The organism is Streptomyces sp. NPDC104381 (assembly GCF_055583745.1).
This window is the reverse complement of record NZ_JBVJNK010000006.1, coordinates 303229-328629: the sequence shown is the minus strand read 5'-3', so window position 1 is coordinate 328629 and position 25401 is coordinate 303229. Positions and strand designations below refer to the sequence as shown.

Annotated in this window: 20 protein-coding genes and 1 pseudogene; 4 read left to right on the top strand and 17 right to left on the bottom strand. The window is 73.2% G+C overall.

Annotated elements, in window-relative coordinates; translation table 11 throughout:
• Nucleotides 1-11 precede the first annotated feature (11 nt).
• Entirely contained in the window at nt 12-767 is a 756-nt protein-coding gene (locus ACZ607_RS22620; protein WP_360361121.1) for an SIS domain-containing protein, read from the top strand.
• Nucleotides 768-844: 77 nt separating this feature from the next.
• Here ACZ607_RS22620 and ACZ607_RS22615 read toward each other — a convergent pair whose 3' ends face one another.
• A complete protein-coding gene (locus tag ACZ607_RS22615) occupies nt 845-2269 on the bottom strand; it encodes a PAS domain-containing protein (RefSeq protein WP_469737215.1) in 1425 nt (474 codons plus the stop codon).
• 392 nt (nt 2270-2661) lie between these two features.
• The gene (gene pdxH / locus ACZ607_RS22610; RefSeq protein WP_469737214.1) at nt 2662-3294 is read right to left on the bottom strand and encodes a pyridoxamine 5'-phosphate oxidase; all 633 of its coding nucleotides are present in this window, start codon (nt 3292-3294) and stop codon (nt 2662-2664) included.
• A 257-nt stretch (nt 3295-3551) separates the two neighbouring features.
• Here pdxH and ACZ607_RS22605 point away from each other — a divergent pair, with 257 nt between their 5' ends.
• A complete protein-coding gene (locus ACZ607_RS22605; protein ID WP_469737212.1) occupies nt 3552-4661 on the top strand; it encodes a citrate synthase 2 in 1110 nt (369 codons plus the stop codon).
• 129 nt (nt 4662-4790) lie between these two features.
• On the opposite strand, the pseudogene ACZ607_RS22600 reads toward ACZ607_RS22605, so the two are convergent.
• From ACZ607_RS22600 to ACZ607_RS22540, 13 genes and pseudogenes are all read right to left on the bottom strand, one after another.
• Nucleotides 4791-5377, bottom strand: a pseudogene (locus ACZ607_RS22600) (YdcF family protein); the annotation flags it as partial.
• 9 nt (nt 5378-5386) lie between these two features.
• Nucleotides 5387-6058, bottom strand: a complete 672-nt coding sequence (locus ACZ607_RS22595) for a TetR/AcrR family transcriptional regulator (protein ID WP_469737210.1) — start codon at nt 6056-6058, stop codon at nt 5387-5389.
• Complete coding sequence (locus ACZ607_RS22590) at nt 6046-6786, bottom strand: enoyl-CoA hydratase family protein (protein ID WP_469737208.1); 741 nt, start codon at nt 6784-6786, stop codon at nt 6046-6048. Before ACZ607_RS22590 ends, ACZ607_RS22595 begins: the two co-directional genes overlap by 13 nt.
• Nucleotides 6783-8360 (bottom strand): 4-coumarate--CoA ligase family protein, encoded by a 1578-nt coding sequence (locus tag ACZ607_RS22585; RefSeq protein ID WP_469737206.1) that lies wholly within the window; start codon nt 8358-8360, stop codon nt 6783-6785. Before ACZ607_RS22585 ends, ACZ607_RS22590 begins: the two co-directional genes overlap by 4 nt.
• Before the next feature lie 82 nt (nt 8361-8442).
• A complete protein-coding gene (locus ACZ607_RS22580; protein ID WP_469737204.1) occupies nt 8443-9609 on the bottom strand; it encodes an acyl-CoA dehydrogenase family protein in 1167 nt (388 codons plus the stop codon).
• Entirely contained in the window at nt 9606-11609 is a 2004-nt protein-coding gene (locus ACZ607_RS22575; protein ID WP_469737202.1) for an acetyl/propionyl/methylcrotonyl-CoA carboxylase subunit alpha, read from the bottom strand. The genes ACZ607_RS22580 and ACZ607_RS22575 overlap by 4 nt, the downstream gene beginning before the upstream one ends.
• An 8-nt stretch (nt 11610-11617) precedes the next feature.
• The gene (locus ACZ607_RS22570; protein ID WP_469737200.1) at nt 11618-13213 is read right to left on the bottom strand and encodes an acyl-CoA carboxylase subunit beta; all 1596 of its coding nucleotides are present in this window, start codon (nt 13211-13213) and stop codon (nt 11618-11620) included.
• Nucleotides 13210-14913 carry an acyclic terpene utilization AtuA family protein gene (locus ACZ607_RS22565; RefSeq protein ID WP_469737198.1) on the bottom strand — a complete coding sequence of 568 codons (1704 nt, stop codon included), beginning with the start codon at nt 14911-14913 and terminating at the stop codon, nt 13210-13212. The genes ACZ607_RS22570 and ACZ607_RS22565 overlap by 4 nt, the downstream gene beginning before the upstream one ends.
• Nucleotides 14910-15716, bottom strand: a complete 807-nt coding sequence (locus ACZ607_RS22560) for a TIGR03084 family metal-binding protein (RefSeq protein ID WP_469737196.1) — start codon at nt 15714-15716, stop codon at nt 14910-14912. Before ACZ607_RS22560 ends, ACZ607_RS22565 begins: the two co-directional genes overlap by 4 nt.
• 119 nt (nt 15717-15835) lie before the next feature.
• The gene (locus ACZ607_RS22555) at nt 15836-16201 is read right to left on the bottom strand and encodes a cupin domain-containing protein (RefSeq protein WP_469737194.1); all 366 of its coding nucleotides are present in this window, start codon (nt 16199-16201) and stop codon (nt 15836-15838) included.
• 48 nt (nt 16202-16249) lie between these two features.
• Nucleotides 16250-16417: a hypothetical protein gene (locus ACZ607_RS22550; RefSeq protein WP_469737192.1), complete on the bottom strand. Its 168-nt coding sequence runs from the start codon at nt 16415-16417 to the stop codon at nt 16250-16252.
• Nucleotides 16418-16465: 48 nt separating this feature from the next.
• Entirely contained in the window at nt 16466-16984 is a 519-nt protein-coding gene (locus ACZ607_RS22545; RefSeq protein ID WP_469737191.1) for a DinB family protein, read from the bottom strand.
• A gap of 91 nt (nt 16985-17075) precedes the next feature.
• Complete coding sequence (locus ACZ607_RS22540) at nt 17076-18035, bottom strand: EamA family transporter (RefSeq protein WP_469737189.1); 960 nt, start codon at nt 18033-18035, stop codon at nt 17076-17078.
• 141 nt (nt 18036-18176) lie between these two features.
• Between ACZ607_RS22540 and ACZ607_RS22535 the strand changes: the two genes are divergently transcribed.
• Together ACZ607_RS22535 and ACZ607_RS22530 are read left to right on the top strand one after the other, a co-directional pair.
• A complete protein-coding gene (locus ACZ607_RS22535; RefSeq protein WP_469737187.1) occupies nt 18177-19106 on the top strand; it encodes a LysR family transcriptional regulator in 930 nt (309 codons plus the stop codon).
• A gap of 66 nt (nt 19107-19172) precedes the next feature.
• Complete coding sequence (locus ACZ607_RS22530) at nt 19173-20339, top strand: serine hydrolase domain-containing protein (protein ID WP_469737185.1); 1167 nt, start codon at nt 19173-19175, stop codon at nt 20337-20339.
• A gap of 63 nt (nt 20340-20402) precedes the next feature.
• Here ACZ607_RS22530 and ACZ607_RS22525 read toward each other — a convergent pair whose 3' ends face one another.
• Both ACZ607_RS22525 and ACZ607_RS22520 read right to left on the bottom strand, forming a co-directional pair.
• On the bottom strand, nt 20403-23174 hold the full coding sequence (locus ACZ607_RS22525; protein WP_469737183.1) for an FAD-binding and (Fe-S)-binding domain-containing protein: 2772 nt from the start codon (nt 23172-23174) through the stop codon (nt 20403-20405).
• A gap of 136 nt (nt 23175-23310) precedes the next feature.
• Nucleotides 23311-25077, bottom strand: coding sequence for an LCP family protein (locus ACZ607_RS22520; protein WP_469737734.1), 1767 nt, complete (start codon nt 25075-25077; stop codon nt 23311-23313).
• Nucleotides 25078-25401: the final 324 nt, after the last annotated feature.

The window sequence follows — 25401 nt, the reverse complement described above, 5'->3', positions numbered from 1 at the left end:
AGGCCTCCTCGATGAGCGACAGCAAGCTCGCCGGTCAGTTCTTCGACGCAGCGATCGGCCTGCTGGAGCGGGTGCGCGACGAGGAGTCCGGATCGATCGCCGCCGCGGGGGCCGCCATCGCCGACACCGTCGCCGCGGGCGGCCGGCTCTTCGCGTTCGGTGCCGGGCACTCCTCGCTCGCCGCCCAGGACGTCGTCTACCGCGCGGGCGGACTGGCCCTGATGAACCTGCTCGCCGTACCGGGCACCGTCGGCGTCGACGTCATGCCGGCCACACTCGGCTCCGCGCTGGAGCGGGTGGACGGCCTGGCGAGCGCCGTGCTCGACTCCAGCCCCGCCCGGGCCGGCGACCTCCTGGTGATCATCTCCCTGTCCGGGCGCAACGCACTGCCCGTGGAGATGGCGCAGAACGCCCGGGCGCTCGGGCTGACGGTCGTCGGCGTCACCTCGGTCGCGTACACGACGGGCACCAGGTCCCGGCACGTCTCGGGCGGATTCCTCCGGGACCACTGCGACATCGTGCTCGACAGCAAGATCGCGATCGGTGACGCGGAGCTGAGCGCGGAGGGCGTCGAGGCGCCGTTCGCACCCGCGTCGACCGTCGTCACCAGCGCCCTGATGCAGGCCATGATGGCCACCGCGGCGGAGGAGCTCGTCGCCCGGGGGATCGAGCCGCCGCTGCTGCGCTCGGGCAACGTCGACGGCGGCCACGAGTGGAACGGGCGCGTGATGCGGGAGTACGGCGACCGCATCTTCTACCGGCACTGAGCGACCCGGGGCCGGCCGGCGCCCCGCACGGCCCTGCGTCGCACGGCCCGGCGCCGAGGCGCTGTGCCCCGCCCCCCTCAGGCCCCCGGCTCCGCCGTCAGCCGGGCCAGATCGACCGCCGAGGCGACCCGGACCGCCACACTCTCCGCGTACATCACGTCGGGCCGTTCGAACGCGCCCCGGCTCGCCGCCCGCAGGAACGTCACCACGCCCAGCGTCCGTCCCCGGCTCCGCAGCACCGCGCACAGCGCGTGCACCGAGTCGCCCGGCCACTGGTGCTCCACCGCCCACGCCTCCCCCGCACCCGCCGGCGCCACGGCACGGACGGAGCCCGTACGCTCCACGGCCTGGAGGGCCGGATGCCCCGGCGTGTACCGCACGGGGAGCGAGCCGCCGGAGACCGGCAGGCACGGCCCCGGGGCGTCGGACGGCGTGGACGCGGCCCGTACGAGCTTCTCCCCCACCGCCTGGTCCTCCAGCAGGTCGACCACCACATGGTCGGCGAACCCCGCCAGGGCGTAGTCCAGCGACGTCGTCGCCGCCTCCATGGGGTCCTCGCACTCCGACGCCTGGCGGGCCGCCCGGTGCAGCTGGTTGGAGCGGAACCGCACCCGGTTCGCGTCCTGCTCGGCGAGCTTCGCCGCCGTGACGTCCCGGAACAGCCATCCCACCCCCAGCGGCACGGGTTCCTCCGCCAGCGGCGAGGCCAGCCGCAGGAACCCGCTGCGCCAGCAGCGCCGTCGCTCGCCCTCGGCGGTCCGCAGGGTCACCCACAGCTCGGCCGGCGCGGACGGCGCGCCCTCGGCCAGCACATGCTGGAGCGCGCCCTCCAGGTCCTCGACGCCCCGGACGATCAGCTCGCCCAGCGGGCGCCCCAGCAGCGTGGTGCGCCCGCCGCCCAGCGCCCGCGCGGCGTACGCGTTGACCACGGTCGGGCGCAGGTCGACGTCGACGGCGACGACACCCCAGGACGCGTCCTCGAACAGGGCCTCGCTGAGCGCGATGGACCGCTCCAGGTCGATCTGCGCGTGCACCTCGCTGAACGCGCAGTACACCCCGGCGGGCTTCCCGTCCTCACCGCGCACCCCCGACGACTGGGTCCGCACGAGGACACGCCCGCCGTCCTTGCGCAGCAGCGCGAACTCGTGGACCTGCCGCCCCGGCGCCTCCATCACGGCCAGCAGCCGCCCCTGCACGTCCCCGGCGTCCGCGCGCCGCACGGCCCACCCCGCGAATCCCCGCCGTCCGACGGCCTCGGCGGCGGTCCAGCCGAGGATCCGCTCGGCCTCACGGTTCCAGTGGGTGATGGTGCCCTGGGCGTCGAACGCGCAGAGCGCGGCGTCCATGCCGTCGAGCAGCGCGGCGAGAAGCCGGGACCCCGGGATCGCGGCCGCCGACGGCTCCCTCCCGGGATCGCCCCCGGGGTCGTTGCCGGGGTCGTTCCCCGGGTCCTCGTCGGGTCCGAGTGCGTCGGTGGTCCCGGTGCTCCTGGAAGCACTCACTCCGTACCTCCCGCAGGGCGTATTCCGCTTCGCTTTCCGCATTGCCGCACGTCAGACCATTGAACTCGAACGTGAGCCACCACACAGCCACTTCCAGGAAATCCGGTGTCCACCGAGGGATCCGTTAATTCGCTTGTGTCGTGCCGGGGGGCGTTCCTAGGCTGTGGGCAGCGAAGAAAGGAGGTGTTCCGGAAGTGATTTCTTCTCGGACTCGTGAGGTGGCTGCGGGCTGACGCCCGTCGTCGCGCTCTTTGCAGTGCAGGCCGGACGCCGGCCAATCCCAAGCAGTCACCGACCCGCAGGCTCGCCGGTAAGTCCGGCCGGCTCCTCCGCAAGGAGGGACCAGAGCCTGCGGGTTTCTGCGTGTACGGGGCGGGAGCGGGGCGGGCCGCTCACGGGCAGAGGCGCTCCACGTGCCAGTCCGCGGCCGGGGTCTCGCGGACGTAGCGGAGCCGGTCGTGCAGGCGGTTCTCGCGGCCCTGCCAGAACTCGATCGCGTCCGGTACGACGCGGAAGCCGCCCCACTGCGGCGGTGCGGGGACCTTCTCGCCCTCCGGGTAGCGGGCGGCGAGCTCCTCGTAGCGGTCGACCAGCTCCTGGCGGGAACCGACCACCGTCGACTGGTCGCTGGCCCAGGCGCCCAGCTGGGAGCCGTGGGGGCGGGTGCGGAAGTACGCGACGGTCTCCTCGCGCCCGACGCGGGCCGCGGTGCCGGTGACGATGACCTGGCGGGCGAGCGGGTGCCAGGGGAAGAGCAGCGAGACGTACGGGTTCGCCGTGAGCTCGCGTCCCTTGCGGGATCCGTAGTTGGTGAAGAAGACGAAGCCGCGGTCGTCGTAGTGCTTGAGCAGGACGGTCCGGGACGACGGGCGGCCTCCGGGGCCGACCGTGGAGACCACCATCGCGTTCGGCTCGTGCAGCGCGCCGCCCCCGGCGACCTGGCGGAACCAGTGGGCGAACTGGTCCATGGGGTCCGCGGCGAGGTCCTTCTCGCTGAAGTCCTCGGAGCGGTACTGCTCGCGCATCGCGGCCGGATCGGTGGTGCAATCGGATGACGGGACGCGAGAGGAGGCGGAAGCGGAGGACGGAGTGGCATCTGCTGTGGGCACGGGGCCATCCTGCCGCAGCGGGCCGGAATCCCCCAGGGAGGGGCTCGATCCCCGGTCCGCGAGCCGCGCGGGCTGTGCCGGACGTCACCCTTCCCCGCGTCGTGGTAACCCGCCAGTATCGTGGAACGGCCTCCGTGGCCGTGTCGCAGCCGCCGAGTCGAGGGAGCCGCCCGATGTCCGACTTCGTACCCGGACTTGAAGGAGTCGTCGCGTTCGAGACGGAGATCGCCGAACCCGACAAGGAAGGCGGCTCGCTCCGCTACCGAGGCGTCGACATCGAGGACCTCGTCGGTCATGTGTCGTTCGGCAACGTCTGGGGTCTGCTGGTGGACGGGGCGTTCAACCCCGGTCTGCCGCCGGCCGAGCCGTTCCCGATCCCCGTGCACTCCGGCGACATCCGGGTCGACGTGCAGTCCGCGCTGGCCATGCTGGCCCCGGTGTGGGGCCTGAAACCGCTGCTCGACATCGATGCCCAGCAGGCGCGCGACGACCTCGCCCGCGCCGCCGTGATGGCCCTGTCGTACGTCGCCCAGTCGGCCCGTGGCCAGGGGCTGCCGATGGTCCCGCAGAGCGAGATCGACAAGGCGGAGTCCGTGGTGGAGCGGTTCATGATCCGCTGGCGCGGTGAGCCGGACCCGAAGCACGTCAAGGCCGTCGACGCCTACTGGACGTCGGCCGCCGAGCACGGGATGAACGCCTCGACGTTCACCGCCCGTGTCATCGCCTCGACCGGCGCGGACGTCTCGGCGGCGCTGTCCGGGGCGGTCGGCGCGATGTCGGGCCCGCTGCACGGCGGGGCCCCGTCCCGGGTGCTCGGCATGATCGAGGAGATCGAGCGGACGGGCGACGCCCGGGCGTACGTGAAGCAGGCGCTGGACAAGGGTGAGCGGCTGATGGGCTTCGGCCACCGCGTCTACCGCGCCGAGGACCCCCGGGCCCGCGTCCTGCGCCGTACGGCCCGTGAGCTGGCCGCACCGCGCTTCGAGGTGGCGGAGGCCCTGGAGAAGGCGGCCCTGGAAGAGCTCCACGCCCGCCGCCCGGACCGGGTGCTGGCGACGAACGTCGAGTTCTGGGCGGCGATCGTGCTGGACTTCGCGGAGGTCCCGGCGCACATGTTCACGTCGATGTTCAGCTGCGCCCGCACGGCGGGCTGGTCGGCGCACATCCTGGAGCAGAAGCGGACGGGCCGCCTGGTGCGCCCCTCGGCGACGTACGTCGGCCCCGGCACCCGCGACCCCCGCTCGATCGAGGGCTACGACCAGCTGGCGGACCTGGGGAACTGAGCGCGAACGCCCGGTCGGCCGTTTCACGTACACGGGGGCGAGGCGCTACGGAACGTGCGCCTCGCCCCGGCCCGTTGCGGGAGCCGTCGGCGAACCGGCCCTCGACACCGCCGGACGTCCGCGGCGGGCCCTCCGTTCCTCGGCCGTGAGGACGCGGAGTGTCCGTAGCCCGTACAGAGCCAGCAGCGGTTTGACGAGGATCCACTCGCCGGGGCGGTAGTCGTCCGCGCGCACCAGCCGTGCCGCGAGGTCGGGGCGCTGCCGCCGAAGGTACGCGCGGGCCTTGAGCGCGTGAGCCGGCTGGGAGACGATCTTGATGCGGTCCACGTCCTCGACGAGTGGGATCACGTTCGTGATGTTCTCCCACGTCGTCCCGCTCCGGTCCTCGACGAGTACGGTGCCGTCGAACCCGAGCACCGACGTCGCGTAGTCGACCATCAGCCGGGCCTCGCGGCGTCGCCGCCGACCGCGCCGCCGCTGAAGACCACGCGGGTGTCCTGAGCGCCGTCACCCGTGACGGAGCGGATCCCGGCGCGGACGCGCCACCGGTTGATCGCGTTCGCCGTGGTCTGCGGATTCCGGTATCCCAGGACCACCACGGCCTCCGAAACCCCGGCGCCGTCCCCCACGAGAGTGCGGGACCAGCGCCGGTGCAGCCACTCGCCCCAGGCCAGAGCCGCGATCCCGGCCGTCGCGAGTCCCGTAAGTCGTCGCATGCGGCGACTTTAGGGGGCGGGACCAGGGCGTGTCCCCCCGACGCGTGGTCCTCGGCCCAGCTCCCCGTCCAGCAGGGCGGCCCACTGGGTGACCACCCTCTCGCGGCGCGCGCCGTCGTCCGTCAGCAGGTTGGCGAGGCCGAGGCCGCGGGCCATGTCGAGGAGGCCCTGGACCGTCTCGCGTACGCCGGGGCGGGATTCGTCCGCGCCGAGGAGTTCCACGGCGATGCGGTGGGTCTCGCGGCCCACGCGGGCTTCGAGTTCGGTGACCCGGGGCCTCAGCTGGGCCTCGTTGGAGGCGGCGACCCAGAGTTGGAGCGCGGCCCGGAACAGCGGGCCCGTGTAGAGGTCCACGAGGGCGGCGACCACCGCCGTGCGGCCCTGGACGGGCAGGGCGCGCAGGGCGGCGGAGCGTTCCTCGGCGACGTACTCGACGGCGCCGGTGAAGAGGTCCTCGCGGGTGGGGAAGTGGTGCTGGGCCGCGCCGCGTGAGACCCCCGCGCGTTCGGCGACGACGGAGACCGTGGAGCCCGCCCAGCCGTGTTCGGCGAGGCAGGCGACCGCGGCTTCGAGCAGCCGTTGCCGGGTGGCGCGGCTGCGGTCCTGCTTGGGGGACTTGGCGGAGGACTTCGCGGCGGGAGGGTTCGCGGCGGGGGTTCTGGGGGGTGTCACAGCACCCATGGGGGATCCCGTCGTTCCAGGAAGGCCGTCATCCCCTCCCGTGCGTCGTCGGAGGCGAAGAGCGCTGCCGAGCGGGCGATGAGGTCTTCGGCGTGACTGTCGAAACTCTTCAGCACAGTAGCCGTGACCAGCTCCTTGGAGGCTTTCAGCCCCTGGGGCGAGGCTCTGCGGAGTCCGTCGAGTACCGGTTCGAGTGCCTTGTCCACCTCCTCGGGTCCGGCGGCGAGCGTGATGAGGCCGATCCGGGCGGCTTCGGCCGCGTCGAAGCGTTCCCCGGTGAGGTAGTAGCGGGTGGCGGCGCGCGGGTCGATGCGGGGCAGCAGGGGCAGGGAGATGACGGCCGGGGCGAGGCCCAGGCGGGATTCGGTGAGGGCGAAGGTGGCGTCCGGCCCGGCCGCCGAGACGTCGCACGCGCCGAGGAGCCCGAGGCCGCCGGCCCGTACGTGCCCGGTGACCCGGGCGACGACGGGTTTGGGCAGGGCGACGATCGCGCGCATCAGGCCGACGAACGCGGCGGGTTCGGGTGGTGCGGTCAGGTCGGCGCCCGCGCAGAACGTGGTGCCGGTGTGGGTGAGGACGACGGCCCGTACGGCGGCGTCGGCCGCGCAGTGGGCGAGGGCCTCGGTGAGTTCGCCCACGAGGCGGGCGGAGAGCGCGTTGCGGTTGGCCGGGGAGTCGAGGGTGAGCGTGGTGATTCCGCGCTCGTGGAGGGTGGCTGCCAGGGTCATCGCTGCTTCTCCCGGTCGCGCAGCTCGCGCCGCAGGATCTTGCCGGACACCGCGCGGGGCACGGCCTCGATGAACGCGGCCTGTCTGACCTTCTTGTACGGGGACACGCGCTCGGCGACGTACGCGATGACGTCGTCCTCCGTGAGGTCGCCGCCGCCGGGCCCGCGGACCAGGTAGGCCTTGGGGACCTCGTTGCCGTCGGCGTCGTGGACGCCGATGACGGCGGCGTCGGCGATCGAGGGATGGGTGAGGAGGAGGGCCTCCAGGTCGGCGGGTGCGACCTGGTAGCCCTTGTACTTGATGAGTTCCTTGACCCGGTCGACGACGTACAGCCAGCCCTCCGCGTCGACGCGGCCGACGTCGCCGGTGTGCAGCCAGCCGTCCTCGTCGATCATGGCGGCCGAGGCGTCGGGGCGGCCGAGGTAGCCCTTCATCACCTGGGGGCCGCGGATGAGGATCTCGCCGTCGGTGCCGTCGCCGACGTCGATCCCGGGGTCGGTGAGCGAGACGATCCGCATCTCGGTGCCGGGCAGCAGCTTTCCGACGGCGCCGGGCGGCGGGTTCTCCGCGTCGAGGGGGACGACATGGGTGCCGGGCGAGAGTTCCGTCATGCCGTAGGCCTGCCGTACGGCGGGGACGCCGAGCCGTTCCGAGCAGGCGACGGCGAGTTCGGCGTCCAGGGGTGCGGCGGCGCTGACGATGTAGTCGATCGAGGAGAGGTCGTACGCGCCGACGAGCGGGTGCTTGGCGAGGGCCAGGACGATGGGCGGGGCGACGTACAGGCCGGTGATGCGGTGGGTCTGGATCGTTTCGAGGAACTGCGCGAGGTCGAAGCGGGGCAGGACGACGACCGTGGCGCCGTAGCGCAGCGGCCCGTTCATGAGGGCGGTCAGCCCGTAGATGTGGAAGAAGGGCAGGACCGCGAGGATGCGTTCGTTCCCGCCGAGGGGGACGAGGGGCCGCAGCTGTTCCAGGTTGGTGGCGATGGAGCGGTGGGTGAGCATCACGCCCTTGGGGGTGCCGGTCGTCCCGGAGGAGTACGGGAGGACGGCGATGTCCTCGGCGGGGTCGAAGGTGATGTCGGGTTCGGGGGCGTCGGTGCCCAGCATGTCGAGTACGGAGGTGTGGCCCTCGGCCTGGTCGCAGACGTAGATCTCCTGGACGCCGCCGGCCAGTTCGGCGGCCCTGCGGGCGACGTCGAGGAGGAGGGAGACGGTCACGATCCAGCGGGCACCGGCGTCCGCCAGCTGTGTGGCGAACTCCTCGGGGGTGGCGAGCGGGTGGATGGTGGTGACGGTGGCGCCGGCCCGGGTCGCCCCGTAGAAGACGGGCGGGTAGGCGATCGTGTTGGGGCTGTGCAGGGCGAGGACGTCGCCCTTGCGCAGGCCGTTCGCGGCGAGGTGGGCGGCGATGCGCCGGTGGAAGGTGTCGAGCTGGCCGTAGGTGACGGTCATCCCGTTGGTGCCGTCGATCAGCGCGGGTGTGTCACCGAAGTCCGCGGCGTTCCCGAGGACCGCTTCGTGGATGGGTGTTTCGAGGGGCGGGACGTCTGCGTACTCGCTGTGGAACACCATTGCGGTCCCCTTCGACGCGGGTGGAGAGCCAGAATCGCCCCTGCGGGGGCGGATGGGGAGACCCGGGAGCGGCCGGGATCCGTCAGTACGACTTCGGCAGGCCCAGGGTCTGGTGGGAGACGTAGTTCAGGATCATTTCCCGGCTGACGGGGGCGATACGGGAGACACGCGCGGCGGTGATCAGGGAGGCGAGCCCGTACTCGCGGGTGAGGCCGTTGCCGCCGAGGGTGTGGACGGCCTGGTCGACGGCCCTGACACAGGCCTCGGCCGCGGCGTACTTGGCCATGTTCGCGGCCTCGCCGGAGCCGATGTCGTCGCCGTCGTCGTAGAGCCGGGCCGCTTTCTGCATCATCAGCCGCGAGAGCTCCAGCTCGATGTGGGCCTGGGCGAGCGGGTGGGCGATGGCCTGGTGGGCGCCGATGGGGGCGCCCTTCCAGACGGTGCGGGTCTTCGCGTAGTCCACGGCCTGTCCGAGCGCGTAGCGGCCCATGCCGATGGAGAAGGCGGCGCCCATGATGCGCTCGGGGTTCAGCCCGGCGAAGAGCTGGAGCAGCCCGGTGTCGGCCTCCTCCCCGACGAGTGCGCCGGCGGGCAGCCGTACGTCGTCGAGGACCAGCTCGAACTGCTTCTCGGCGGCCTGGAGTTCCATGTCGATCTGCGTGCGGGAGAAGCCCGGGGTGTCGCGGGGGACGATGAAGAGGCAGGGCTTGAGGCTGCCGGACCTCGCGTCCTCGGTGCGGCCGACGATCAGCGTGGCGTCGGAGATGTCGACGCCGGAGATGAAGACCTTGCGGCCGTTGAGTATCCAGTCCCCGCCGTCGCGGCGGGCGGTGGTGGTGATGCGGTGGGAGTTGGAGCCGGCGTCGGGCTCGGTGATGCCGAAGGACATGGTCAGGGAGCCGTCGGAGAGGCCGGGGAGCCAGGCCCGCTTCTGCTCCTCGGTGCCGAAGCGGGCGATGACGGTGCCGCAGATCGCCGGGGAGACGACCATCATGAGGAGCGGGCTGCCGGCGGCGCCGAGCTCCTCCAGGACGATGGAGAGTTCGGCCATGCCGCCGCCCCCGCCGCCGTACTCCTCGGGGAGGTTGACGCCGAGGTAGCCGAGCTTGCCGGCCTCTTCCCACAGTTCCCGGGGGTGCTCGCCGTCGCGGAACAGGTCGGTGGCGTACCTGCGGCCGAAGCGCTTGCCGAGGGCGGCGACGGCGGCGCGGAGTGCCTGGTGCTCTGCGGTTTCGAGGACGGTGCTCATGGGGTCGTCTCCTCCTGGTGCGCGGGTGCGTGCGCGGACGCGTCGGATGCGTGCGCGGCGGCGTCCTGTACGACGGCGAGCAGCGCGCCGACCTCGACCTGGAGTCCGGGTGCGGCGTGCAGCGCGGTGAGGGTGCCGGAGGCGGGGGCGAGGATGCGGTGTTCCATCTTCATCGCCTCCAGCCAGATGAGCGGCTGTCCGGCCTCGACGGCCGTGCCCGGCGCGAGCCCCTCGGCGAGGCGGACGACGGTGCCGGGCATGGGGGCGAGCAGGGAGCCGGGTTCGGTGCGTTCGGCGGGGTCGGTGAAGCGGGGCAGGGGGGTGAAGGTGTACGCGCCCGCGGTCGTGTCGACGTGGACCCGGTCGCGGTGGGCGGTGACGGTGAAGTGCCGGGTGACGCCCCCGGTTTCGAGGGTGACGGCGCCGGGAGCGGCGGCGATGACCCGCTCGCCGGACGCAGGGGCCGGGATGCCGTCGCGGCCCGTGCGGTAGGCGATCTCGTGCTCGGTGCCGTCGGGCTCGCTCCGGTAGCGCCTGGTCTGCGGCTGCGAGGCGAGGTTGCGCCAGGCGCCGGAGCGGGCGGGGCCCGACGCGCCGTGCGCGGCCGAGGCCGCGGCGAGCGCGGCGGCGGTGGCGGCGAGGCGGGCGGCGTCCTCACCGGGGCCGCCCGGGGCGCCGGCCTCCGTCAGGGCGGCCAGGTGCCGGTCGTAGAAGCCGGTGTCGAGGCGGGCCGCGACGAAGTCCGGGTGGCGCAGGGAGCGTACGAGCAGCTCCCGGTTGGTGACCGGGCCGTGGATGCGGGCGCGTTCCAGGGTGCGGGCGAGGAGGCGGACGGCCTCGGCGCGGGTGGGGGCGTGGGCGATGACCTTGGCGAGCATCGGGTCGTAGTGGACGCCGATCGTGTCGCCGCCCGTGTATCCGGTGTCGACGCGCAGGCCGGGCGCCTCCGGTACGTCGAGCGAGAGCAGTGCTCCGGTCTGCGGCTGCCAGTCACGCGCCGGGTCCTCGGCGTACAGCCGGGCCTCGACGGCGTGCCCGGACGGCTCCGGGGGCGCGGAGGCCGGCAGGGCTCCGCCTTCCGCGATCCGCAGTTGCAGGGCGACGAGGTCGAGGCCGAACACGGCTTCCGTGACCGGGTGTTCGACCTGGAGCCGGGTGTTCATCTCCAGGAAGTACGGGCGCCCTCCGGCCGATACGAGGAACTCGACGGTCCCCGCGCCCCGGTAGCCCACCGCCTGTGCGGCGGCGACGGCCGCGTCGTGCAGGGTCCGGCGGAGCGTGTCGTCCAGGCCGGGGGCCGGGGCCTCCTCGATCACCTTCTGGTGGCGGCGCTGGAGGGAGCAGTCGCGGGTGGAGAGCGCCCACACCGTGCCCTGCCCGTCCGCCATGATCTGGACCTCGACGTGCCGGCCCCGTTCGACGTACGGCTCGGCGAAGACCTCTCCGTCCCCGAAGGCGGACGCGGCCTCGGCGGAGGCGGCCGTCAGCTCCGCCGGCAGCGCGGAGAGTTCCCGGACGATCCGCATCCCGCGCCCGCCGCCGCCCGCCGCCGCCTTCAGCAGCAGCGGCAGATCGGCGGTGGTGGCGCCTCCCGGGTCGACGGGGGCGAGCAGGGGCACGTCGGCGGCGGCCATCAGCTCCTTGGCCCGGGTCTTGGAGGCCATCAGCTCGATGGCCTTGACCGGCGGCCCCACCCAGAGCAGACCGGCGTCCTCCACGGCCCGGGCGAACCCGGCGTTCTCCGAGAGGAAGCCGTACCCGGGGTGCACGGCGTCGGCGCCCGCCGCGAGCGCGGCGGCGACGACGAGGTCACCGCGCAGATAGGTGTCGGCCGGTGCGGATCCCGGCAGGCGTACGGCGGTGTCGGCCTCCCGTACGTGCAGGGCGTCGGCGTCCGCGTCGGAGTACACCGCGACGGTGGAGATGCCCAGCTCCCGGCAGGTGCGGAAGATCCGGCAGGCGATCTCGCCCCGGTTGGCGACGAGCAGTGCGGTGATCATCCTCTACCTCACATCCGGAAGACGCCGAAGCCGCGTGCGCCTTCGACCGGTGCCGTGTGGATCGCGGACAGGCACATCCCGAGGACGGTCCTGGTGTCGCGGGGGTCGATGACCCCGTCGTCGTACAGCCGCCCCGAGAGGAACATCGGCAGCGACTCGGACTCGATCTGCTGCTCCACCATGGCGCGCAGCCCGGCGTCGGCCTCGTCGTCGTAGGGCAGGCCCTTCGCGGCGGAGGAGGCGCGGGCGACGATCGAGAGGACGCCGGCGAGCTGCTGGGGGCCCATGACGGCGGACTTGCTGCTGGGCCAGGCGAAGAGGAAGCGGGGGTCGTAGGCCCTGCCGCACATGCCGTAGTGCCCGGCGCCGTAGGAGGCGCCCATCAGTACGGAGAGGTGGGGCACCCGGGAGTTGGAGACCGCGTTGATCATCATCGCGCCGTGCTTGATGATGCCGCCCTGCTCGTACTCCTTGCCGACCATGTAGCCGGTGGTGTTGTGGAGGAAGAGCAGCGGGATGTCGCGCTGGTTGGCGAGCTGGATGAACTGGGCGGCCTTCTGCGACTCCTCGCTGAAGAGCACGCCCTGCGCGTTGGCGAGGATGCCGACGGGGTAGCCGTGGAGGCGCGCCCAGCCGGTGACCAGGCTCGTCCCGTAGAGCGGCTTGAAGGCGTCGAAGTCCGAGCCGTCGACGAGCCGGGCGATGACCTCGCGCGGGTCGAAGGGGACCTTGAGGTCGCCGGGCACGATCCCGATCAGCTCGTCCTCGTCGTACTTCGGCGGTTCGGCGGGCCCCGGATCGGGGTGTGCCTTGCGCCAGTTGAGCCGGGCGACGATCCGGCGGGCCTGGCGCAGGGCGTCGTGCTCGTCGACGGCGTAGTGGTCGGCGAGGCCGGAGGTGCGGGCGTGCATCTCGGCGCCGCCGAGCGACTCGTCGTCGCTCTCCTCGCCGGTGGCCATCTTGACCAGCGGCGGGCCGCCGAGGAAGACCTTGGACCGCTCCTTGATCATCACGGTGTGGTCGGACATCCCGGGGACGTACGCCCCGCCGGCGGTGGAGTTCCCGAACACGACGGCCACGGTGGGGATCCCGGCGGCGGAGAGCCGGGTGAGGTCGCGGAAGAGGGCGCCCCCGGGGATGAAGATCTCCTTCTGCGAGGGCAGGTCCGCGCCTCCGGACTCCACGAGGGAGATGCAGGGCAGCCGGTTGGCGAAGGCGATCTCGTTGGCGCGGAGGGCCTTCTTCAGGGTCCAGGGGTTGGAGGCGCCGCCGCGCACGGTCGGATCGTTGGCGGTGATCAGGCACTCGACGCCCTCGACGATCCCGATGCCGGTCACGAGGGAGGCGCCCACCGTATGGTCGCTGCCCCAGGCGGCGAGCGGGGACAGCTCCAGGAACGGGGTGTCCGGGTCGACGAGCAGCTCGATCCGCTCGCGGGCGAGCAGCTTGCCGCGCTTCCGGTGGCGCGCCGTGTACTTCTCGCCGCCGCCCGCCAGGGCCTTGGCGTGCTCGGTGTCCAGCTCGGTGAGTTTCGCGAGCATCGACTCGCGGTTCGCCGTGTAGTCGGGCCCCGTGGTGTCCAGGGCGGTGGGCAGGACGGTCATGTGTGCACCTCCGGTCGGTCCAGCAGCCGTACGGGCACGGGGAGGTGCCGGGAGCGCAGCCACTCCCCCACCGCCTTGGCCTGCGGATCGAAGCGGGCCTGCGCGGCGACGCCTTCGCCGAGGAGGCCGTGGACGGTGAAGTTCAACGCGCGCAGCCGGGGCAGGACATGGCGTACGACGGTGAGCCCGGCGGTCTCCGGGAGCAGCTCCTGGAACCGTGTGACGGTCAGCTCGTGGGCCAGCCATCGCCAGGCGTCGTCCGTGCGGACCCACACCCCGACGTTGGCGTCCCCGCCCTTGTCGCCGCTGCGGGCGCCCGCGATCCGCCCGAGGGGGGCGGTACGGGTGGGCCCGGCGGGCAGCGGTTCGGGGAGGGCGGGTTCCTCCACCTCGTCGAGCTCCCGGTACGCGCCGGCCGGCGGTACGGTCTCGCGGGTCCCGTCGGGCAGCACGGCGATGTGCTCGACCTCGCCGGCGGGTACGTACGCGGCCTCGAACACCCCGTACGGCGCGCCCTTCCCGGGTGGGGCGGTCACATGGAAGCCCGGGTAGCTGCCGAGTGCCAGCTCGACGGCCGCCCCGGACACGGCCCGGCCGACGGCCCCGGCGTCCGGGTCGCGTACGACGAGCCGGAGCAGGGCGCTCGCGGTCTCCTCGGTGCCGGCATCGGCCCGGTCGGTGCGGGCGAGCTCCCACCGCACCTCGGCGGGTTTCGATCCGGCGCGGTCCAGGGCGTCGGCGAACTGGTCCTGGACGAGCCGCGCCTTGGCCTCGACGTCGAGCCCGGTCAGCACGAAGACGACCTCGTTGCGCCACCCCCCGAGCCGGTTGAGGCCGACCTTGAGGGTGGGCGGCGGTGCCTCGCCGCGTACGCCGCTGATCCGCACCCGGCCGGGCCCGTCCTGCGTGAGCCGTACGGTGTCGAGCCGGGCGGTGACATCGGGTCCGGCGTAGCGGGCGCCGCCGGTCTCGTAGAGCAGTTGGGCGGTGACGGTACCGGTGTCGACGACGCCGCCCGTGCCGTCGTGCTTGGTGATGACGCTGCTGCCGTCCTCGTGGATCTCGGCGAGCGGGAAGCCGGGGCGGCGGACGTCGTGGTCGCCGAAGAAGGCGTAGTTCCCGCCGGTGGCCTGGGTGCCGCACTCCAGGACGTGCCCGGCGACGACGGCCCCGGCGAGGGCGTCGTGGGCGTCGGGGGCCCAGCCGAAGTGGGCGGCTGCGGGCCCGGTGACGAGGGCGGCGTCGGTGACCCGTCCGGTCACCACGATGTCGGCCCCGGCGCGCAGACAGGCGGCGATGCCCCCGCCGCCGAGGTAGGCGTTGGCGGTGAGGTACCCGTCGGGCACGGGCTGGCTGTCGCCCTCGACGTGCGCGACGCGTACGGGTATGCCGGTGCGGTCCGCCAATTCCCGTACGGCGTCGGCGAGTCCGGCCGGGTTGAGCCCGCCGGCGTTGGTGACGATCTTCACGCCGCGCTCGTGGGCGAGGCCGAGGCTCTCCTCCAACTGGTGCAGGAACGTGGAGGCGTATCCGCGCTTCGGGTCCTTGAGACGGCTGCGGCCGAGGATCAGCATGGTGAGTTCGGCGAGGTAGTCCCCGGTGAGGACGTCGAGCGGGCCACCGGTGAGCATCTCGCGCAGGGCGTCGAAGCGGTCGCCGTAGAAGCCGGACGCGTTGCCGACGCGCAGCGGCCGGGTCACCTCTCCGCCTTCCGGGGTCGCCCGGGCCCGGCGGGTCCGGCGAAGGCCTGCGCGATGTCCAGCCACTGCCCGGCGTCCGGGCCGACGGCCTCGACGGCGAGGTCGTCGCGGTGGGCGCGCTGGGTGACGAGCAGGCAGAAGTCGAGGAGCGGCCCGGTGACCCGCTGGGCGGCGTCCTCGGGCCCGTACACGGTCAGTCCGCCGTCCTCGGCCCGCAGTTCGATGCGGAACTGCTCGGCGGGTGGCCGCATCCCGCGTACGAGGTAGGCGTAGTCCCGGGCCCGTACGCCGATCCTGGCGACGTGCCGCAGCCGGGCGGTCGGCTTCCTGGTGACGCCGAGCGCGTCGGCGATGTCCTGGCCGTGGGCCCAGGTCTCCATGAGGCGGGCGGTCGCCATCGAGGCGACGCTCATCGGCGGGCCGTACCAGGGCAGTTTCGTGCCGGCGGGTGCCGCGCGCAGTGCCTTCTGGAGCCGGGCGCGGCCCTCGCGCCACTCCACGAGGAGCGCTTCGGGGGTCAGGGCGGTGACGGCCTCCTCGGCGGCCTCGTCGACGAAGGTCTCGGGGGCGGCGAGCGCCTTCTCGACTTCGGCGGCGAAGGCGTCGGGCTCGGTGGCGGCGGTCAGGGCCACCTCGTCGGTCCAGTTGAGGTGGGCGATCTGGTGGGCGACGGTCCACCCTTCGGCGGGGGTCGGCGCGGTCCACTCGTGGGCGCTCAACCCGGCGACCAGCAGGTCGAGTTCGTCGCTCTCCTCACGCATGTCGTCGAGCACGGCTGCGGTCACGGCCGATGCGTCGGGCACGGTGCGCTCCCCTCGGGGTGGGCGGTGTGCCCCGGAGCATGCCAGCGGGCCAGGAAACAAGCAAGCACGCTTGCATGATTTTATGAGCGGACCGCTCCGTCTCCGTCGGAGAGGCGGGTTCAGCCGGCCCGGTGGCCAGGCACGGAGGGCCAGCGCACGGTCAGCACCACGGATTCCTCGTCCGCGTGCCAGGAGTGGTCGACGCCCCGTCCCCAGACGACGTAGTCGCCCTGGCGCTCCAGCAGCACGTCGCGCTCCGGGAACCGCATCCGGAACCGGCCGCTGATCAGCACGAGCAGCGCCGTGCGCTCCTCACCCCTGACCCACTCCGCACGCCGGTCACCCTGCGGGTGGACGCCCCACTTGATCTCCAGGGCCTCGCTGTGGCGCGGGTCGCCCGGGTCCTTGAAATGGCCGAGCAGCCATCCCCGGTCCAGCGCCGCGTCGGCCGCCGCACGGCCCACGTACACACCGTCGTCGCTCATGGCCGGGAACGTAACAGCAGGGCCGGTGCCGTGGCCCGCCCGCCCGGTCTACTCCGTGCGGTCACCCTCGGCCTGGGACGGCTGGGTGCGGGGGACGTCCGGGTGCGTCTCGGAGGCCGCGCCGCGCACGGACGGCTCGTCGCGGTCGCCCTCGGCCTGCGAGGGGGTGTGCGCGTACAGCCCGTCGTACTCGTCGGTGCTCTTGGCGGATTCCATGCGCGGGCCTCCTTCCTCCGCTCCCTTCCATCGTGCCTCGCGCCCCGCCTACTGTCCCTTCGACGCCGCCTCGGCCATCTTCGCCGTGGTGCTGGCGCCGTCCAGCGCCTCGCGGACGATGTCGGCGTGGCCGCTGTGGTGGGCGATCTCGCGGAAGATGTGCCACAGCACGTGGCGGACGGTCCAGACGACCGGCTCGGGCGGCGACCAGGGGTAGGCGGGCAGCGTGACCTCGCGGTCGAGGTCGGCCTCCTCGCGCACCGTACGGTCGAATGCCTCCGCCGCCGCGTGGAAGGCCTCCAGCAGCCCGGCCACCGTCTCGGACTCGGTCATCCGGTTGTTGTCGGGGTCGAGGTCCGACCAGTCGACCTTGGCGGGGGCGGTGCCCTCGACGACGTCGAGCCAACTGCGCTGCACGCCCCCGAGGTGCTTCAGGAGTCCGCCGAGGGTCAGCTCACTGACCGTCGTCCGGGCGCGGGCCCCGGCGTCGTCGAGTTCCGCGACGGTGTAGAGAAAATTGGTGCGCTGATCGGTCACGAGCGCGAGCAGGTCGTCACGTTCAGACATGGGCGTTCCTCCGGATCGGCCGTAGCGACCACCCTAGGAGCGGAGGCGCGACCGCGCAGGCGGAATGGAACAGACCCTGGAAGCGGCGGGCTCAGCCCTTCCGGGATCTCCGTGTCTGACTGCGTACGGCGCCCATGCTCGCGCCGATGACGAGCGCGATGGCCAGCGCGTCGGTCGTGGAGAGGGCCTGGTCGAGCAGGAGAAAACCCGCCGTGGCCGCGATGGCCGGTTCGAGGCTCATCAGGATCGCGAAGGTGGGCGCGGGCAGCCGCCGCAGCGCCATGAGTTCGAGGGTGTACGGAAGGACCGAGCTCAGCAGCGCCACGGCCGCGCCGAGGCCCAGGGTGGTGGGGACCAGGAGCTTCGAGCCGGACTCCATGATGCCGAGGGGCAGCGAGAGGACCGCCGCGACGACCATGGCCAGAGCCAGTCCGTCGGCCTGCGGGAAGCGGCGCCCGGTGCGGGCGCTGAAGACGATGTACGCCGCCCACATGGCACCCGCGCCCAGGGCGTACACGGCGCCGACCGGGTCGAGGCGGTCGAAGCCCCCGCCGCTGAGCAGGACCACGCCGCCGAGCGCCAGGACCGCCCAGAGGAGGTTGACCAGACGGCGGGAGGCGACGACGGACAGGACCAGCGGGCCGAGCACCTCCAGGGTGACGGCGGCGCCCAGCGGGATGCGGTCGACGGCCTGGTAGAAGAGCGTGTTCATGCCGCCCATGGCGACGCCGAAGACGAGCACGGTGCCCCAGTCGGCGCGTGAGTGCCCCCGCAGCTTCGGCCGGCACACGACCAGCAGGACGAGCGCGGCGGCGGCGAGACGCAGGGTGACGACGCCGAGCGCTCCCGCCTTCGGCATCAGCAGGACGGCGACCGCCGCGCCGAACTGTACGGAGAGCCCGCCCGCCACGACCAGCGCGACCGGGCCGAGTGCCGCTCTCCGGGCGCCGGGGCGCCCGGGCCGGCCGTGTCCGGGCTCGTCGAGCGCGGACACCGCCTCGGGTACGGCAACGGCAGCTGCCGACTCTGCGGCAGCACGCGGGTCATTCACCGGGAACCTTCCATCGAGTTCAATACAATGCACCAGAAGGTTTACAGTACGACACCGGGGCAGCCCCGGTCACCTCCTTACGGTAGGGACCCGCGCGCCTCCCGTGAAATGCCGATTGCGCTCCCGTTATGCTCCGCAGACATGAGCACTGGACAGGGCCCGGACGGCGGTGGGCGCGCCATCGAGGTCCGGCATCTGCGGGCCTTCCTCGCCGTCGCCGACGCGGGCAGCGTCACCCGCGCCGCCGCCCGGCTCCGGGTCACCCAGCCCGTCGTCTCCCGTACGCTCGCCGCCCTGGAGCGGCACCTCGGCGTCCGGCTCGTCGACCGCTCCACGCACCACCTCGCCCTGACCCCCGAAGGTGTCGCGTTCCGCGACAGGGCGGCCGCGGCGGTCGGTGCCTTCGACGAGGCCCTCGACCCGGGGCGGCTGCACGCGCGGCCCCTGCGGGTGGGGCACGCCTGGTCGGCGTTCGGCCCGTACACCACGCCGCTGCTGCGGACCTGGCAGCAGCGGCACCCGGGGACCCCGCTCGAACTGCTGCGGATCGACGACCGCACCGCCGGTCTGACGCGCGGGGAGGTGGACGCGGCGCTGCTGCGCGGGCCCGTGGACGCCCCGGGGCTCGTCACCGAGGTGCTGTTCACCGAGGCCCGGGTGGCGGCCGTCGCCGCCGACGGCCCGCTCGCCGCGCGCGCCTCGCTGTCGCTGGCCGATCTGGCCGGGGACGCGGTCGTCCTGAACACCGTCTCGGGCGCCACCACGCTCGCCCTGTGGCCCCCGCACACCCGGCCTGCCGCCACCGTCACCGTCGCCAACACCGACGACTGGCTCACCGCCATCGCGGCCGGCCGGGGCACCGGGGTCTCGGGGGCCTCCACCGCCCAGATGCACCCGCACGCGGGGGTCGCCTACGTGCCGCTGGACGACGCCCCCGCGCTGCCCGTCCTGCTCGCCCGCCGCGACGGGCCCGGTCATCCCGCGCTGCCCCGACTGGCGGCGCTGGCCCGGGAGATCGTCGCGCGCGAACAGCGGACACGGCCGCGAAATTCCGGCGCGGACCGGGAATGAAGGCCTGACGTAAGGGAGTTGGGGGTTCCTGTAACCGGTCGGGCCGATCACTCCAGGGGGCGTTCCATGACGGAAACCGTTGACACCACCATCACCGTGCGGGGCACGGTGGCCGCGGGCTTCGAGGGCGTACGGGAGGAGTTCGCCGCCGTGCTCGCCGCGGACCACACCGAGCCGGGGAGCCAGCTCGCCGTGTACCACCACGGCCGCCTCGTCGTGGACCTGTGGGCCGGGGAGGGCATCGCCGGGGACTCGCTGCCCGCCGTGTACTCCTCGACCAAGGGCGCCGCGCACCTCGTCGTCGCGCTGCTCGTCCAGGACGGCGTCATCGACCTGGAGCGTACGGTCGCGTCCTACTGGCCGGAGTTCGCCGCCGAGGGCAAGGGCGAGCTGACCGTACGGGAGCTGATGTCGCACCGTGCCGGACTGATCTGGGCGGACGGCGGGTTCACCGTCGAGGAGCTGGCCGACGACCGTATTGTCGCCGGGCGGCTGGCGGGCCAGCGTCCGTACTGGACACCGGGCACGGAGGCCGGCTACCACGCGCTGATGATCGGCGCCCTGACCGGCGAGGTCGTACGGCGGGCCACCGGGCGGTCGATCCAGGAGATCTTCGAGGAGCGGGTGCGCGCCCCGTACGGGCTCGACCTCTACCTGGGGCTGCCCGAGGAGCTCGAACCGCGCTATGTGGACATCCGGCCCGGGGTGGCCACCCCCGAGCAGGCGGCCGAGGCCGCGGCGAACCCGATCGACCTGGACAGCCTGATGGCGCTCGCCTTCGGCTTCGCCGAGGACCCGCCGCTCGACCTCGTCGCCTTCGCCAACACCCGGGTCGTACGCGCGCTCGGCCAGGCCTCGGCCGGCGGGGTGGGCTCGGCGCGGGGCCTCGCCGGGATGTACGCGGCGGCCGTCTCCGGGCTGGACGGCCGTGCGGCGCTGCTCACGCCGGAGACGGTGGCCGAGGTGGGCCGGGTGCGGTGGAAGGGGACCGACGTGGTGACCGCCGTCGCCGACCCGTTCGCCCTCGGCTTCGAGGCACAGCAGGGCCACTACCCGGCCCTGGGCGAGGGCGCGTTCGGGCATTCGGGGGCGGCGGGTTCGCAGGCGTACGCCGACCCCGTCAACGGCGTGGCCTACGGCTACACCCGGCGGCGCTTCGCCCTCCCCGGCGGGGCGTCCCCGGAGAACGAGCGGCTGTCGGCGGCGGTGAGCGAGGCCGTCGCGAAGCTCTGACGCCGGGGCGGCCGGTAGCCGTCGCCAAGCTCTGACGCCGGGGCGCCGGCAGCCGTCGGGTGGTCAGCCGTCGAGCCCCTCCGCCAGCACCTCGGCGAGGTGGCGGGCCCGGCGGCCGTCCAGCTGCTCCAGCTGGGTGCGGCAGGAGAAGCCGTCGGCCAGCAGCTCCGTGCCGGGTTCCGCGGCCCGCACGGAGGGCAGCAGCTGGTCCTCGGCGCAGGCCACCGAGACGTCCCAGTGGCCCTTCTCGAAGCCGAAGTTGCCCGCCAGCCCGCAGCAGCCGCCGCTCAGTTCGCCGGTCAGCCCGGCCTTCTCGCGGAGCCGGCGCTCGGCCGCGTCGCCGAGCACCGCGTGCTGGTGGCAGTGGGTCTGGCCGGCGACCCGGCGGTCCAGCCGGGGCGGGGTCCAGTCGGGGGCGTACTCCTCCAGGTACTGGGCCAGGGTGCGCACGGACGCGGCGAGCCGGGCGGCGCGCGGGTCGTCGGGGAGGAGCTCGGGCAGGTCCGTGCGGAGGGCGGCGGCGCAGCTCGGTTCCAGGACGACGACGGGGGTGCCGGGGGCCTGGTCCAGCAGGCCGAGGGTGCGGCGCATGACGGCGCGGGCCGCGTCGAGCCGGCCGGTGGACACATAGGTGAGGCCGCAGCAGACGCCCCGGCGGGGCAGCACCGGGGTACGGCCGGCCGCCTCCAGGACCCGGACCGCCGCGCGGCCGACCTCCGGTGCGAGGTGGTCGGTGAAGGTGTCCGGCCACAGGACGACGTCCGGCCCGGCGCCCGGGGCCCGGCGGCCGCGCGCCCAGGCGCGGAACGTCCGCCGCGCCAGGACGGGAAGCGTCCGCCGAGGGTCGATCCCGCCGAGCCGTTTGGCGAGGGCGGCGAGCGGCCGCGTCCGGGCCAGGGCGTTCAGCAGGCCCGCGAAGGGCGCGGCCAGCCGCAGCCACCTCGGGAGGCCGCCCATCGCGTAGTGCGCGGCCGGGCGCGGCCGGCCCCGGTAGTGGTGGTGGAGGAACTCCGCCTTGTACGTGGCCATGTCGACGCCGACCGGGCAGTCGGTGCGGCAGCCCTTGCAGGAGAGGCACAGGTCGAGGGCGTCGCACACCTCCGTGGACCGCCAGCCGTCCGTGATCACCTCGCCCGCGAGCATCTCGTGGAGCAGCCGGGCGCGGCCCCGGGTGGAGTGGGCCTCCTCGCCGGTCGCCCGGAAGGAGGGGCACATCACGTCCGGACCCGCCTTCTCCGTACGGCACTTGGCGACGCCGACGCAGCGGCGTACGGCGGCGGAGAAGTCGCCGCCGTCGTGCGGGTAGCCGAAGGCGACGTCCACGGGGCGCCGGGGGAGCACGGCGAAGCGGAGGTTCTCGTCGAGCCGTGCGGGGCGGGTGAGGATGCCGGGGTTCAGGCCGCCGTCGGGGTCCCAGAGGTCCTTGAACCGCTCGAACAGCCGCACCATCTCGTCCCCGTACATCCGGGGCAGCAGCTCCGCCCTCGCCTGGCCGTCGCCGTGTTCGCCGCTCAGCGATCCGCCGTGGGCGACGACGAGACCGGCCTGCTCCTCGGAGAAGCGGCGGAAGCGGGCGACGCCCTCCGGGGTGAGCAGGTCGAAGTCGACGCGTACGTGGATGCAGCCGTCGCCGAAGTGCCCGTACGGGGTGCCGTTCAGGCCGTGCGCGGCGAGCAGGGCGCGGAAGTCGCGGAGGTACGGGCCGAGGCGGGCGGGCGGTACGGCGCAGTCCTCCCAGCCGGGCCAGGCCTCCGTGCCGTCCGGCATCCGGGTGGCGGTGCCGGCGGCGTCCTCGCGGATGCGCCACAGGGTCCGCATCGCGGCGGGGTCGGTGACGACGGTGGAGTCGAGGGCGTCGGCGGCACGCAGGACGCGGGTCGCGTGGTCCCGGGCCTCGGCGGGGGTGTCGCCGCCGGTCTCGACGAACAGCCAGGCCGCGCCGCGCGGCAGGCCGGCCGGTTCGCGTACGAGGTCGGCGGCCATGCCCTCGACGGTGAGCGGGCCGTACGGGAGGAGGCCGGGGGCGGCTTCGGCGGCGGCCGCCTCGTCGGCGTACCCGAGGACGGCGAGCGCGCGGGCGCCGGGGGTCGCGACGAGGCGGACGGTCGCCTCGGTGACCACGGCGAGGGTGCCCTCGCTGCCGCAGAGGGCACGGGCGGGGTCGGGGCCGTGCTCGGGGAGCAGCGCGTCGAGGGCGTAGCCGGAGATACGGCGCGGGAGTTCGGGGAAGCCGGTGCGCAGGAGGGCGAGGTGGTCGGCGGCGAATCCGTGGAGGCCGGGCGGGGCGTCGGGCAGGCCCCGGCCGAGGTGCAGGGCCTCGCCGCCGCCGTAGCGGACGACGCGGAGGCTGTGGACGTTGTCGGCGGTGGTGCCCCAGGCGACGGAGTGCGAGCCGCAGGAGTTGTTGCCGATCATCCCGCCGAGGGTGCAGCGGCTGTGGGTGGACGGATCGGGTCCGAACGTGAGGCCGTACGGGGCGGCGGCGGCCCGCAGGTCGTCCAGGACGACGCCGGGCTGGACGACGGCGGTGCGGGCGGCGGGGTCCAGGTCGATGATGCGCCGCATGTGGCGGGTGAGGTCCAGGACGACCCCGGTGCCGGTGGCCTGGCCGGCGATGGAGGTGCCGCCGCCGCGGGGGACGACGGGGGTGGCGTGCTCGCGGCAGACGCGGAGGGTCTCGGCGACGTCCGCGGTGTCGCGGGGGGCGACGACGGCCTGGGGGACGCGGCGGTAGTTGGACGCGTCCATGGTCGTCAGGGCGCGGGCGGTCGCGTCGGACTCCACGTCGCCGTGGATGGCCTGGGCCAGGGCTCGGGTGAGGTCGGTGGCGGGCATGGGGCCAGCATGCCGGTCCTGGGGGCGGGGAGCAGCGCGCCCGGGCCCCGCGCCAGGGTTCTGTCCTCAAGCGCCGGACGGGCTGGAATGGGCCGGGTGAGCCAGGGGTGGCCGGGCGGGCTGGAATTGGCCGGGGTTACTTCGCGCAGACTGCCTTGTCCGCTTCCACGCGTTGGATGTTCTCCGGGGCCTTGCTCGGGGCCGAGAGCGGGCTGCCCGCCTCCGTGAAGTCCGGGCCCAGGGTCAGCACCATCGGGTCCATCGCGCCCGCGTCCGTCGTCGTCGGCTTGAGGGCCGAGGCCGACAGGCCCATCATGTCGGCCAGCCGCCGGGCCTGGTCCGCCTGGTTGGGGGCGTAGACGAGCTGGGTCTTCTTCACGTTCTCGGGCGCGTTCGCCTTGTTCGTGGACTTCAGCACGCCTTCCTCGTTCTGCAGCCAGTCCAGGGCGCTCTGCGCGGAGCCGGCGGGTGCTCCGCCGTTGAAGACGTCGACCCGTACGTCCGCCGCGTCGGCCATCTCGCCCTTCAGCTTGGCGTCGTTCTTGGCCTTCGCCTCGGCCTTCTCCTGCTTCTCCACCGCGGTGAAGGAGACGTCCTCGCGCATCATCGAGAAGACCTGCGGCGCCTTGGACTTGTCGAGGATGACGGTCGCCTTGTCGTTCGGGTTGTCCAGCACCGGGACCGTGGTGAACGTGATGTTCTTCGGGTCGACCGACGCCAGCTCCATGCCCAGCTTGCGGAGCTGGTTTATGTCGGCGATCTTGTCGTCGACGGTGAGCGCCTTGGTGGCCGCCTCGGCGAGCGTCCACATCTTGGTGGGGCTGGTCAGGGTGTCGTTCGACTTCAGCTTGCGCATCAACGAGCTCAGGAACTGCTGCTGGATCTCGATGCGGCTCAGGTCGCTGCCGAAGCCGACGGAGTGCCGGGTGCGCAGGAACGCCAGGGCCTCCTCGCCCTGGAGGGTGTGCTCCCCCTGGGACAGCTTGAGGTGGGAGTCCTTGTCGTCGATGTCCTTGGCGAGGCAGACGTCCACACCGCCCACCGCCGTCGTCAGGGACTTGACCGCGTTGAAGTCGGCCACCATGAAGTGGTCGACCTCCAGGCCGGTGAGCTCGGTGACGGTCCGCATGGTGCAGCTGGGGGTGCGGTCGGACTGGCCGAGGCTGGTGTTGAAGCGGTCGCCGGTGGTCGCGGGGATGTCCTTCTTCTCCCCGCTCTCCAGGGTCGTCGGACAGTTCGGGATGTCCGTTATCAGGTCACGCGGGATGCTCAGCGCGGTCGCGTTCGTACGGTCCTTGGAGACGTGGAAGAGGATGTTGGTGTCGGCGTGGCCGACACTGCCCGCGTCCCCGTAACCCTCGTTGCCCTCGCCGGTCCGCTTGTCGGTCCCGATCACCAGGACGTTGATCGCGCGGTCCTTGCTGAAGCCGCCGGTGCCCGCCCCGTCGGTGGAGACGGCCGTGATGTTCCCGTTGAAGTGCTGGTAGACGAGGTACCCCGCCGTGCCGGTGCCCACCAGCAGGAAGGCGAGCACGCCGCCGGTCCACACCAGGGCCTTCTTCCTGCGGGACTTGCCGGGCTTCGCCTTGCGGCGCCCGGTGGTGGGTGCGGCCGCCCGGCCGCCCTGCTTCCGTGCCTCTTCCCTGCCTCCGCGTCCGCCGCCGCCTGCGGCCCGGCGGCCGCCGCGCTGGCTGGGCACCGAGGCCCGGTCACCGGCCGGTGCCGCCTCCGGCTTCGGCCTGCGGCGCGGGCCGGGGGTTCTGGCCTCGGACGTACCGGCCTGTGCGGACGATCGCCCTGAGGAAGGGGTCAGTCGCAGTTCGTAATCACCGGTGTCGGGGTTGAGTACCCACTGGTCTGCGGGGTCGATGCCCTCGTCCCGCCCACGGCCTTGCGCGTCCACGGTTGCTGCGTCCTCCGTCGGGGCCACGCGGCGCCTCCCCCTTCAAGGCGCGCGGTGTGTCTTACGGCAGTGCCGACCTGGGAGGCCGGGTTCACCGGAGCGCTCACACTAGCTGGCCACCGGCCCACGAGCGACGATCGTGACAAATCAAGCCCCCCACAGGGGACATACCTCCACATTCGCCGCTAGTTACCCACCCGACACGCCACTCACTCCCCCGCACACGCGTCCCAGCACACGAAAGGAACCGTTTCAAGCCAGATTTCATACAGAAGTGGCCACAAGGAATCCCCAAACAAGTCGCCAATTCTCCTATAGTTGCCG